Annotated in this window: 10 protein-coding genes and 1 pseudogene; 4 read left to right on the plus strand and 7 right to left on the minus strand. The window is 46.7% G+C overall.

Annotated features, from left to right (window positions below; genetic code table 11):
• Positions 1-138: 138 nt before the first annotated feature.
• Complete coding sequence (locus tag KT99_RS16155) at positions 139-1380, minus strand: multifunctional CCA addition/repair protein (RefSeq protein WP_005502098.1); 1242 nt, start codon at positions 1378-1380, stop codon at positions 139-141.
• 208 nt (positions 1381-1588) lie between these two features.
• Between KT99_RS16155 and KT99_RS16160 the strand changes: the two genes are divergently transcribed.
• Together KT99_RS16160 and KT99_RS16165 are read left to right on the plus strand one after the other, a co-directional pair.
• Positions 1589-3217, plus strand: a complete 1629-nt coding sequence (locus KT99_RS16160; RefSeq protein ID WP_005502099.1) for an ExeA family protein — start codon at positions 1589-1591, stop codon at positions 3215-3217.
• A complete protein-coding gene (locus KT99_RS16165; RefSeq protein WP_005502100.1) occupies positions 3217-4197 on the plus strand; it encodes a general secretion pathway protein GspB in 981 nt (326 codons plus the stop codon). The genes KT99_RS16160 and KT99_RS16165 overlap by 1 nt, the downstream gene beginning before the upstream one ends.
• 149 nt (positions 4198-4346) lie before the next feature.
• Here the strand turns inward: KT99_RS16165 and nhaD are convergent, their stop codons facing one another.
• The 4 genes and pseudogenes from nhaD to KT99_RS16185 all read right to left on the minus strand — a co-directional run bounded on the left by nhaD (position 4347) and on the right by KT99_RS16185 (position 10385).
• A complete protein-coding gene (gene nhaD, locus KT99_RS16170) occupies positions 4347-5594 on the minus strand; it encodes a sodium:proton antiporter NhaD (protein ID WP_005502101.1) in 1248 nt (415 codons plus the stop codon).
• Between the two features lie 1407 nt (positions 5595-7001).
• Positions 7002-8288 carry a glutamate-1-semialdehyde 2,1-aminomutase gene (gene hemL / locus KT99_RS16175; RefSeq protein WP_005502103.1) on the minus strand — a complete coding sequence of 429 codons (1287 nt, stop codon included), beginning with the start codon at positions 8286-8288 and terminating at the stop codon, positions 7002-7004.
• A 216-nt stretch (positions 8289-8504) separates the two neighbouring features.
• Positions 8505-8655 (minus strand): annotated as a pseudogene (locus tag KT99_RS23635) (aspartate carbamoyltransferase); the annotation flags it as partial.
• 20 nt (positions 8656-8675) lie between these two features.
• Positions 8676-10385 carry a chloride channel protein gene (locus tag KT99_RS16185; RefSeq protein ID WP_005502107.1) on the minus strand — a complete coding sequence of 570 codons (1710 nt, stop codon included), beginning with the start codon at positions 10383-10385 and terminating at the stop codon, positions 8676-8678.
• 86 nt (positions 10386-10471) lie between these two features.
• Here KT99_RS16185 and KT99_RS16190 point away from each other — a divergent pair, with 86 nt between their 5' ends.
• Positions 10472-11233 carry a DUF6776 family protein gene (locus tag KT99_RS16190; protein ID WP_005502109.1) on the plus strand — a complete coding sequence of 254 codons (762 nt, stop codon included), beginning with the start codon at positions 10472-10474 and terminating at the stop codon, positions 11231-11233.
• An 80-nt stretch (positions 11234-11313) separates the two neighbouring features.
• Positions 11314-11685 (plus strand): iron-sulfur cluster insertion protein ErpA, encoded by a 372-nt coding sequence (erpA, locus tag KT99_RS16195; protein ID WP_005502111.1) that lies wholly within the window; start codon positions 11314-11316, stop codon positions 11683-11685.
• An 82-nt stretch (positions 11686-11767) separates the two neighbouring features.
• On the opposite strand, the gene KT99_RS16200 is transcribed toward erpA, so the two are convergent.
• Both KT99_RS16200 and KT99_RS16205 read right to left on the minus strand, forming a co-directional pair.
• On the minus strand, positions 11768-12208 hold the full coding sequence (locus KT99_RS16200; RefSeq protein WP_040572113.1) for a hypothetical protein: 441 nt from the start codon (positions 12206-12208) through the stop codon (positions 11768-11770).
• Between the two features lie 115 nt (positions 12209-12323).
• On the minus strand, positions 12324-12695 hold the full coding sequence (locus KT99_RS16205; protein WP_040572109.1) for a DUF2750 domain-containing protein: 372 nt from the start codon (positions 12693-12695) through the stop codon (positions 12324-12326).
• Positions 12696-12702 lie beyond the last annotated feature (7 nt).

The following is a 12702-nucleotide window of genomic DNA, read 5'->3' on the forward strand; positions in this document are numbered from 1 at the left end:
ATGTATATTGCTACGAATTTTCACCCTAAGGCCTGAATACCTTAACTAATTTACTGTCAAATGCAAGGTGAGCGCCTATATAATGAGCGGTTCGTGTCGATTTTTAACAACTTAGAGACAAAAGCATCTTCATTAAGGCTAGTGTGCAGTATTCTTATGAAAGTTATTTTTCACTTCCGAGACAATTTCGATACGCTTCATGTGTAATTGCTGTTTTATCTCCGCCCCTTTAAAACCGGCGTCAATAATAGGCTTTACCGCAACGGCATTCGCCGCTTCGAAGGTGTGTTTAAAGTAGCTGGCTTGGGGGTAAGCTTCATCTTCGAACCCTAGCCTCCCCTTGGCATCGGCTTCACAGGCTAAGGCTATCTGTTCGAGACGTTGAGGTTTACGCCACAGGTCGGCCTTATCGAAGAGCTTAATCAGAGTCTCGGGGCGTAACTGGTCAATATTGTGAATATTTTGGTGAAGGTCGCTGACTAGCAAGGCTAAATCCCGGTATTCGTTGGGGGCCTTTATTCGTGCGCATAGGGCCTTGATTGGCGCTAAGCCTTTCTGTCCGTGACCATGGTGCTTAGGTAAGTGTTCCTTGGGGCTCAGGGCTTTACCTAGATCATGCACCAGGGCGGCAAATCGTACCGTGTTATCTTTGGTGAGTTTAGCGGCTTGCTCGAGCACCATGAGTGTATGTATGCCTGTATCTATCTCAGGGTGCCACTTTTCAGGTTGAGGCACACCGAACAGGGCGTGTATCTCGGGAAAGAGGATCTTAAGCGCACCACACTGCTCGAGTACATCGATAAATATGTGTGGATTGTCGGTGCTCAGGGCCTTGTCTAGTTCTTGAAATACTCTTTCTGCAGTTAGGGCTTCTAATTCACCGCTTTGACTTATGTTAGCCATCATGGTGAGGGTTTCATCGGCAATGGTGAAACCTTGGGCATGGAACCTAGCGGCGAACCTGGCGACTCTGAGTACGCGTAAAGGATCTTCGATGAAGGCATCGGAGACATGTCTCAGCAGCTTGTTGTTTAGGTCGTCTACACCGCCATAGGGATCATAGAGTTTACCATCATCATCTTGGGCTATGGCATTGACGGTGAGATCCCGACGCAGTAAATCTTGCTCTAGGGTCACATCAGGACTGGCGTGACAGCTGAAGCCGCCGTAGCCTGAGCCCGTTTTTCTCTCCGTTCTGGCTAAGGCGTATTCTTGCTGAGTCTCTGGGTGTAAAAACACCGGGAAATCCTTGCCTACACGATGAAAGCCCTTGGCTAACATCTGCTCTTGTGTTGCACCTACTACCAGATAATCCCTATCTTTGACCGGTAGCTTGAGTAAGCTATCGCGGACAGCGCCGCCAACGAGGTAAATTTTCACAATTTAAATCACAGTTTTCATGTATGGATCAGATGGGACAGATCTTAACATGTATTCGCCTATTTGATTCAGTGTCACTCTGACGCTTATTTTATGGTCTTTTATCGCTTTTTGTTGAGCATTTTTTGACAAGGCGAACGGTTAGCTTTAGTTTGAACTGTTTTTTGTATTTTATAACCGGTAAGTACAGGTAAGGATTGATTTCAGTATGTACAAGGCGTTTTTTGGCTTAAGCGATAACCCTTTCTCTATCGCACCTAATCCCCATTATCTATTTCTTAGTGATAGGCACCGAGAGGCGTTGGCTCATTTGACCTATGGGTTGGGTGAAACCGGTGGCTTTGTATTATTAACCGGTGAAGTGGGCACAGGTAAGACGACTGTATCCCGTTGTCTCCTTAAGCAGCTCCCTGAAAATACCGATACCGCATTTATTCTAAACCCATCACTGACAGAGCAGGAGCTATTGGCCACCCTCTGTGACGAGCTTAGTATTGTGTATGACAAAGACCCTAGCCTGAAGCAGCTAACGGATCTTCTGAGTCAGTTTCTGTTGAGTAATCATGAAAAAGGCAGAAATACTGTGCTGATCATAGATGAAGCCCAGCATCTTAGGGCCGAAGTGCTGGAGCAGTTACGTCTGTTGACCAATCTGGAAACAGACACCAAGAAACTCTTGCAGGTTATCTTGATCGGTCAACCTGAGTTACAACAGTTACTGAGAAGACAAGAGCTTCGCCAGCTCGCTCAAAGAATTACCGCTCGCTATCATCTACTTCCGCTTACGCTAGAAGAGGTGGGCCTTTATGTGCAGCATAGACTTAAGGTGGCTGGGCGTCATGAGCCCTTGTTTAATCCAAGGTCGATCAAGGCGCTATATAAATACAGTGGTGGCATCCCAAGATTGATGAACTTGCTGTGTGAGCGTGCATTAATGGCGAGCTATGCTCAGTCTAAGGTGCCTATCGATCAGAACATGGTGAGCTCGGCTGCAATTGAAGTGTTCGGGGAGGAGATCAAGCAGCGAAGTTATCTTTTGCCTATAGCTGCCTTTTCGGTACTGGCGCTTAGTTGCGTTGTAGGGGTTATGTTATGGGGGAACCTTTTACCTGGTAACTCAGCAGCGAGTTCAGCGGTAAATTCAGTAGCAACTTCAGCGGGCAGCAGTCTAGCTTCACCATCTTTGTTGCAGGAAAATAAGGCCCGGGTTTCCAGCCCCAATCAAAGGGTACTCAATGGCGCTATTGCACAAAGTAGAGACATAGATACTGCCTATGCCAGCATTTTAGGCCTCTGGGACCGAGTGCCCTATATCGGCCTGTCTGCCTGCCAATCGGCTGAGCAGCAGGGCCTCTCCTGTTTTCAGCAGCAGGGGAATTGGAACTCGTTAACTCGGCTTAACTTCCCTGCAGTCGTTTATCTTATCGATAATCAACAACAGGCCTTCTACGGCACTGTGGTTTCACGTCATGGCGAGCAGCTGTTACTGCAACTCAATGAACAGCAACTTTGGGTCGACAGAGACTGGTTTACGCGTCACTTTAGCGGTACGTTCGAGATCTTGTGGCAAGCACCTATTAGCCAACCAAGAGAGATAGGGCAAGGCTCTAACTCAGAGCAAATCCAATGGCTTGAAAATAGTTTAGCCCAAATTGATCATAGGGCACCAAGATTAGTCGATGGTTTCGATGCGAAATTAGAAGATAAGTTGATGCGTTTCCAACGTGAGCATGGCCTTAGAGCCGATGCCATTGCCGGGAGTCAGACGTTAGTGCAGCTTAACCTCTATCTTAGCGCCGAAGGACCCAGGTTAGTCGAAGCGAGAAGGAGCTACTGATGTCCATTCTACTCGATGCGATGACACGCGCTAAAAACCAAGAGCTGGATGCTGGTATAGATCCCGTATTAACGCCCAGGGCTCAGTATGATAATTTCTCTGGTAACAGCCAGAGATATTTAACCGTCCTCTTTGGGGGATTCATTCTTATACTCCTGGCCATCATAGCCTGGTTAGCCCAGAGTTATTTTATCAGTGATTTCAATCAAGTATCTGCGCCTAAATTGGCACAGGCGCTTCAGCAAGAGCCTAAAGAAATGCCTGCCACATCATCTCAACTTGGTTCATTAGAAAATGAGCAGAGTATTAGACTCGCGGGAAAGGTGGCCTTGCCTGTAGCGACCGAGCGCCCCAGAGTCGAGCGTTATCTTGATAATAGGCTTAAGCAAACGCGATATGTTGAGCCGAGTGGATATGTTGATAATAGGCTTAAGCAAACGCGATATGTTGAGCCGGCCACTACTTCAACGACTCCTTTAACTCATCGTTCAGTCGGTGAGCCGATCATACTGGGGGCTAATGCCAATCAGAAGGGCAAAGATATGCTTGCGGCTCTGAAGTTCGAAGTCAATCAAGCCGCATCAGAGGTCGGATTGGAAACAGGTTCTACTACGCCGAAAAACTATCAAGATGAAAACAATTTATTGGCCGCCTTTGAGGCTGCGTTAACAGCGGTTGAGGTAAGAAATTCACTCGCGGCTCCCATGACTGCGGTTGAACTCGATCCGATACCAACTACAAAAGCAGATACCCTGCCCAAGTATGGTCAGTTACCTGCCGGACTCCAGTTGCAGGTGCCGGAATTTAATATCAACGCCCATGTGTATTCTACCAATCCTGACAATCGTTGGCTCAATGTCGATGGGGCTGAGTTGCAGGAAGGCGATAAGATAGGGGGTAAGCTAGACATAGTTGAAATTAGACCCAGAGATGTGGTGTTATCGATACAAGGCACCAAATTTAAGGTGCCGGCAATCTAGCAATCTAGCAATCTAGCAATCTAGGAACTAGAAGCTAGCAGCTAGGGCTAGGGCTAGGGCTAGGAACCAGGCTGATAAGATGCAGATAATTCAGACAAAAAAGAGGGCGCCAATTGGCGCCCTCTTTTTATCTTGTCAGCTAAGCTAGCTTAACCAAACAATTTATATGATAGCAATAGGGTCAACGCGTAACCCACGCTATAGCACAATAGTAGCGCAGGTACGTACCTGAGGTAACTGACGAAGGTGAGCTCTTTAACCTTACTCATGGCTATGATACCTGCGGCCGAGCCTATGACGAGCAGTGAACCACCAACACCGACCGAGTATGTTAATCCTAGCCACTCAGGGGTGTTGAGTACGGGTTCGGCTTTTAACAGCGCGGCGGTTAGTGGTACGTTATCGACTAACGCAGAGCCTATGCCGGTGACAAAATTAGAGATGTTTGGATCAAACTGAGCGTAGACCTGAGTGAGTAGATCTAAGGTACCAATCTCCTTAAGCATGCCAACTAACAGCAAGATACCTAGGAAAAATAGTAAGGTATCATACTCAACTTGCCTGATATATTCGAGGATCTGTAGCTCCTCTTTATTGGTGCGCGAGGTGTGACCGACCAGGAACATGATAGATAAACCGGTTAAAAAAGTCAGCACTGGTGGGATGCCAAACAGGACATTCAGAGCCATGGTCGCCACTATGGTGGAGAAGAATATCATGGCAATAATCACATCGACTCTTTGAAAACTTCGGGTGATTGGTGTGGTGCTGACATGGCCTTCAGCCTTGAGGGAAAACAGAATTGCTAACAGCATCACACTGACTGATGCTGGTATAAAGAGCATCATGAGTTCGGACATCTGTACGTGGCCACCGAGAAAGATCATCAAGGTAGTGACATCACCAGTGATCAAGGATACCCCACCCGAGTTGACGGCGAAGATGATTAACACCGCCATGCGTCGGCGCATCTGACTATCGAGCTTAAAGGTGGTTAACAAGCCTAGTGAGACCAGAGTCGCGGTGACATTGTCACAGATAGCGGACAGTACCAGAGAGAAGAAAGCGACTTGTATCATGAGTAAACGAACGGATACTCGTTGGGGGAAAATCTTCTGTACCAGTATCTGGATCATGCCTTTCGCGTTGAGATAAGCCACGAATGTCATGGTGGACATGAGGAACAGCCAGAGGCTTGCTATCTCGAGTAGGTTTTCGTTGAGTGCTGCTTCGACGAGTTTCTGATGGCTAGCATCTCCGGCCGAGATAAATAGTACGATCCATGAGATACAGCCGAAGAATAGGGTTGTCTTGGTTTTATTGAGGTGAGTGACCTCTTCGAAAATGATACTTAATAGGGCTAAAACAGCGAGGGATATCAGGAATATGTTGAGCATACATCAGTTCCTACAGAAGATTTATTATTGCCTGGTGCGGGCAAGTAATATCCAGAATTAAGGTTGAATTAAGCTTCGTGTGTTTATCGGGCGGATTAGGCCATACAGATGTTAATAACACAAGCGTTAACTGGGTCTGTTTTCCGGTGTTTTTGTGCAGCAGATCACCTTGCTTGCTGGGTTAAAGCTTGAATAGGGCGAGTTAAGCCAATATTTCACCCTGGTTTTTAATTTATTAAATCCTGTTCATTTGATGCGAACATATGAGAAAGGTGAATAAGTTGATAAAAGTGTGAAATAATTTTTCATCATTAAATTGTATTTATAACCAAGAGAAAAGGACGCTCGATGCGTCCTTTTCTGTATTAGCAAACTTAGTTAGCTAGTTTACTTAGCCATCTTAGCAAATACACGATCGGCAGCTGCTAGTGTCGCTTCGATCTCTTTCTCACTGTGTGTTATAGATAGGGGAAGCCGGCTTCTAGCAACAAATAGCAGGCAATAAAAAAGGACGCTCGATGCGTCCTTTTCTGTATTAGCAAACTTAGTTAGCTAGTTTACTTAGCCATCTTAGCAAATACACGATCGGCAGCTGCTAGTGTCGCTTCGATCTCTTTCTCACTGTGAGTTATAGATAGGGGAAGCTGGCTTCTAGCAACAAATAGCAGGCAATAAAAAAGGACGCTCGATGCGTCCTTTTCTGTATTAGCAAACTTAGTTAGCTAGTTTACTTAGCCATCTTAGCAAATACACGATCGGCAGCTGCTAGTGTCGCTTCGATCTCTTTCTCACTGTGAGTTATAGATAGGGGAAGCTGGCTTCTAGCAACAAATAGCAGGCAATAAAAAAGGACGCTCGATGCGTCCTTTTCTGTATTAGCAAACTTAGTTAGCTAGTTTACTTAGCCATCTTAGCAAATACACGATCGGCAGCTGCTAGTGTCGCTTCGATCTCTTTCTCACTGTGAGTTATAGATAGGGGAAGCTGGCTTCTAGCAACAAATAGCAGGCAATAAAAAAGGACGCTCGATGCGTCCTTTTCTATATTAGCAAACTTAGTTAGCTAGTTTACTTAGCCATCTTAGCAAATACACGATCGGCAGCTGCTAGTGTCGCTTCGATCTCTTTCTCACTGTGAGTTATAGATAGGGGAAGCTGGCTTCTAGCAACAAATAGCAGGCAATAAAAAAGGACGCTCGATGCGTCCTTTTCTGTATTAGCAAACTTAGTTAGCTAGTTTACTTAGCCATCTTAGCAAATACACGATCGGCAGCTGCTAGTGTCGCTTCGATCTCTTTCTCACTGTGAGTTATAGATAGGGGAAGCTGGCTTCTAGCAACAAATAGCAGGCAATAAAAAAGGACGCTCGATGCGTCCTTTTCTGTATTAGCAAACTTAGTTAGCTAGTTTACTTAGCCATCTTAGCAAATACACGATCGGCAGCTGCTAGTGTCGCTTCGATCTCTTTCTCGCCATGAGCCATCGACAGGAAGCCAGCTTCATAAGCACTTGGTGCTAAGTAAACACCTTCATCTAACATGCCGTGATAGAAGATAGGGAACTTGTCTGCATCACATTTAGTGACTTGAGCGAACGTGGTGACCTTCTCTTCTTCGGTGAAGAATAAACCGAACATGCCACCGACATAGTTGATGGACATAGGGATGCCGTGCTTGTTCGCCGCAGCCTTAAAGCCCTCTGCGATGCGCTTAGTCTTAGCGGCAAGCTCTTCGTAGACGCCGTCTTCACAGAGTGCGTCTAATTGAGCAAGACCTGCCGACATGGCAATGGGGTTACCCGATAGTGTGCCCGCCTGATATACCGGCCCCGTAGGTGCGATAAACTGCATTATGTCTTTACGCCCGCCGAATGCGCCCACAGGCATGCCGCCACCGATCACTTTACCAAGAGTCGTTAGGTCCGGTGTAATGCCGTAGTGGCCTTGAGCGCCGCCCTTAGACACACGGAAACCTGTCATTACCTCATCGATAACAAGCAAGGCGCCGTACTGATCACAGATAGTACGCAGGCCTTCTAAGAAGCCCTTTACTGGCGGGATACAGTTCATGTTGCCGGCAACAGGCTCGAGTATGATACAAGCGATCTCTTGTGGATATTGCTCGAACAGTGCTTTGACTGAATCCAGCTCATTATAGCTAGCTGTCAGTGTGTGCTTAGCGAAATCTTCTGGGACCCCAGGTGAGCTTGGCTGACCCAGAGTCAGAGCACCCGATCCGGCTTTAACCAGTAAGCAGTCGGCGTGGCCGTGGTAACAACCTTCAAATTTCAAGATCTTGTCACGGTTAGTGAAGCCTCGTGCCAAACGAATCGCACTCATGGTGGCTTCTGTACCGGAACTCACCATACGAACTTGTTCTATGGAAGGCACCATCTCGATGACCTTCTCCGCCATTTTGATTTCAAGCTCAGTCGGGGCACCGAAAGATAGGCCATTTTCAACCGCGTCTAAAACGGCTTGACGGATCTTGGGGTGGTTATGACCTAAGATCATCGGGCCCCAAGAGCCGACATAATCGATATATGCCTTACCGTCGGCATCATAGATATAGGCGCCATCGGCTTTCTCGATGAAGAGTGGCGAGCCACCTACGCCATTGAAAGCGCGTACTGGCGAGTTAACGCCACCGGGAATAGTTTTTTTAGCCTGTTCAAATAGCGTTTCGGAGCGGGTCATTATCAATCCTTAAAGTCAGTCGCCAGATTAAAATTCGGCTTTTCGTGAATATCAATTTACTGGACACTCATATTTTTCAGCTGTGAATCAACGCCGAGTGTCAGATAGAGTATATCAGCCCGGTCTAAATTGCCTTCAAGTCGATCGGTTATTGTGATCTTATGCCCGACATTTTCAATGTCACTGCTCACGTCGTCAGGCAGTGACAAGTCTTTGACCGAGCAGGTTAAAGGCACAACCAAAGCTAATACGGATACTCGGTTCGAAAACAGCTTGCCTAAAATAGCGCCTTCACGCACATAAGTTCGTTGCTGTGTTAATGCGTCATACAGGAAGCTACATAGAATATCTGTTGGGCTACATCCAGATCACCGAGAGGATGTGAGATTATACTTGCCCTGAATTTATCTCTTTTTGTAGCACTGCCCAGCTTATCACGCCGATGACTTTGTCTTCGCTATCTTGGTAAATATAGACCTCACCGCGGCGTTCACGGCAAAGTATTTGGTAGACTTCATTGAGGGTGGCTGTATCCGGGAGCCCCCGCATAGGCTGGCGGGTCAATGTGCTGACGTCATCGGTAGCTTGCAGTTCGAGTTGTAACATCTGAATATCACCTAAGTTATTTCTCACAAGCACAGAGCGTCCCTCTGCTCGTTTTAATACTTCTAGCAATAACTCCTCGTTATCTTTGACGATAACTAAGCGTCTATCCATCAAGGCGCGAACGCCGGTTTTCATCAGCCCTTGCCTGACTGGTGATACCTTATAATCGAGGCCCATGATCTCAAGTTGATTATAAAACAGGGATTTAGTGTTAAATCCTTGGTGAGCGACCAGGAATGCCGGGATACTGACAAACATGGCTGGCAAGATCATCGAGGCATTATTGGTTAATTCGAGCAGTGCAATGAGTGCCGCCAGAGGGGCGCCGAGGCAGACCCCCATCATGGCCGTCATGCCTATTATGGTATAGAGGCCGATATAGGGCGCTATGGCAGGGAAAGCCGCGGCACTGATGATAGCCAGTATGGCGCCGAGCAAAGCACCTATACCAAATAGCGGGCCGATGATCCCACCAGGAATCCCTAGGCCCAGAGCGGCGATGGTGGCAATGATTTTCCCGATGAGCAGGGCAATGAGAAAGAGTAGACCTGGGTGTTCACTGATTGCCCGTTCTATGGCCAGATCGCCACTGCCTAAGGCTTCCGGTAAAAATACACCGACCAGAGTGGTGATGATACCCGCCAAGAGCAGACGATAAATCAAGGGCCAGTGTTGTCCCTTGGCGGTGACTTTTAACAGTGAGGTGTTAAACAGGGCGGCCACACATCCTATGATCACTCCCGTGATGGCCAGAATAGGGTATTGGGACAGTGGAATACGAATGACTCCAATTTGTTCATACTCATGAATATTACCGAAAACCAGCTGGCTCGATACCGCGCCGCAGATGGCCGATATCATGATTGGAAAGAAGTAATGCAGCTTATATTCCCGTAATATGACCTCGAATACGAAAAATACACCGGCCAGCGGCGCGTTGAAGGTTGCAGCTATGCCTGCGGCAATCCCCCCTGAACACATGATGCGGACACTGTTATCGGGCAGGTTAAACTTTTCTGCCAAGACGCTGGCACTGACAGCCCCCAGATGTATGGCAGGACCTTCCCGGCCGACGGAGAAGTTAGTGGCGAGAGCGAATAGCGCCTGAAAAAATTGACCCGGGGCCGATTGCAGGGGGACCTTGCCATAGTGAAGCTTCACTCTGTGGAGTACATAGGCGATGCCCATGCGCTTATAGCGTTGTGACCCCATTCGAGCCACTAGCCAGATTAAAAGTGCGCCTAATATGGGTAAAAGCACTCGCCAGTCGTCAAGTATCTCAGTAAACTCGAGCTCGCTGGTTTGGGTATAATTGTTCAGCCAGAGGAGTAACAGTCTAAATAGAATGATGACACCAGAGGCGATGAGGGCAAATAACAGGGCTAACATACACAGTTGCAGACTGAGCTTAGCCTGAGATAGCTTGTCTTGCAGATCTGTTCTCAGGTATGTCTGGCATCGCGTGTAGGTGTTTTTTATTCTGTTTTGCACCGGAGCCTTCCTGAGTTTCCATTGCCTGCCATCATTTTGGCGGTGAGACCATTTACACACAAGTTATATTAAGAGGTTGTTAGTTAATGGCAAATTATCATCGTTGGCTCGATCGTATTCAAGTGTTAGAGCGAAAAATTCGACCATCGAGTGTTTATTTACTGCTACTGGTCTTGCTTGCCTTTGTCTTGGGGGGACTCGGTTATAATTTATGGTCCGACCATAACCGACCCGCGCTAAAGAATAACATAGAACAGTTAAGTAAATTGACTAAGCAGCTGAATATTCAGGCTCAAACTTTAGCGGCCAGGAATCTGGAACTGGCTTTATCTAGAGAAACTAACGCTAAAATGCAGGACTTGTTCGCAGAGCAACATGGTAAAGAGAGAGGCTTGCTTAGGGAGCTGGCATTCTATCGCAGTATCATGGCACCCGAGAGTATTGCCGATGGTGTAGCCATTCACGGATTAGAGTTTACCCCTAATCTGCTGCCGAATCAGTATCGACTCAAGCTCATCCTAACTCAGCTGCAGAAGCGTAAGCAGTCTCTGAAGGGCAGAGCCGAATTTTTATTTGTGGGGGTCCAAGATGGGAAAATTGCCGAACTTAGCCTGGCTACACTCACAGGTGACGAAAGTTTGAATTTTAGGTTTCGATATTTTCAGGTGCTGGAGGCTGAGGTCACTTTACCGGAGAGCTTTAAATTGTCTAGAATCATCGCTAAGGTCATAGTCCCGTCGAGTCGTTGGACTAAAGGCTCCCAGGCTGAAATGGAGTTTTCTGCCCTTGTTCTGCTCCCCGGGACGAACAAGGCAGCGACAGACAAAATCGACAAACCAGTTCAATGATCGACTGAGCTGATGTTATTACTTGAACATATTGGTCAGGTATTAGATAATCCCCACAGTAATTAGATCTAGAGGTACTCATGACTGAACAAACTGCCGAACAAGCGACTGAAACTGATGATGCTTTGCCTATTCGATTTACCGATGCGGCGGCCTCAAAGGTAAAAACGCTTCTGGATGAAGAAGAAAATGATGCATTAAAGCTACGTGTCTACGTCACGGGTGGCGGATGTTCTGGTTTTCAGTACGGCTTCACCTTCGATGAGAAGGTTAACGAAGGTGATCTCACCGTCGAGAAGCAGGGAGTCCAGTTAGTCGTCGATCCTATGAGCTTACAGTATCTGGTTGGTGGTGAAGTCGATTACACCACAGGTCTTGAAGGTTCACGCTTCTTCGTGAAGAACCCCAATGCGACGACAACCTGCGGTTGTGGAGCTAGCTTCTCAGTATAAGCACTTAGCTATGCTGATAGAAAATAATTTTAAAAAAGCCAGTTGCATTGCAACTGGCTTTTTGTTGGAGATTTTTTAAAAATTAACTCATGATATTCATGTTTATCTTGGTATTGAAATAGGCTCTTACCTTAGGGGTAAAGGCTATCCAGACTTGAACCATAGCAAGTACGATTATGATGCCGAAGATGACGAAGTCGGGGACTTTTGTTTGTAGTTCACCTAGCTTAAATGTCGAAGGATTGCCGACAAGTAAATTTTCTGGATCATACAGGTAGACAGGCAACATACTGACCAGAGCAAGTTGGAGTACCGTATAACCTTGCAGGAAGTACATAGCCGTTCGCTGGCGCCCAAGTATGGCAATCACCATGATTATGGTCAGTATGCAAAATAGTTCGCCTTGTTTTGCTATGAGACCGCTAATTGAGGCAATGACAAAGAAAGCGCATAGGGTGGCAAGCCTTTTAGGCAGAGGTTGTTTTACTACAGGTATAGCAGCTGAATTAGCCTGTGTTTGCAGAGCTTCATTGTTTTCAATGTCACGATTTGTGGCTTCATCTAAGTCGTCGCCATTATCGATTGAAGGTTCTGAGGTGTTATTTTTCAAGCTGGTTCTCCTGTCAGTAAAGTCTAAATTAGTGACTCTGCTTTGGCGCTAGACGCTGCTCTAACTCATAGGGAGGAATAACGACACCTAGATCATCTTGCACTGGGTATACAGCAACAAATAGATCATCATCTTGCATGCCAGGAACCCAACGTTCCAACCATTCAGCTACCGGAATTTCGAGTGGAATACAGCTTTCCCAGTCATCGACAGCCCAAGATTTAGCCGCTTCTTCGCTAGGCCACATAGGAATACAATCTTCCTCTTCTGTAGTTAGCATTACGCAGCCGTCATCATCTTGAAGGGTCCATAGTGTCTTTTCAGACTTTACTTGCTCAACAAAGTAGTCGTAGCGAGCTTCTGGAGTCATCTGGCTTGCATCTTTGGCACTTTTACTCATGGTATCT

This window comes from Shewanella benthica KT99 (assembly GCF_000172075.1).
GTDB classification, from domain to species: domain Bacteria; phylum Pseudomonadota; class Gammaproteobacteria; order Enterobacterales; family Shewanellaceae; genus Shewanella; species Shewanella benthica_A.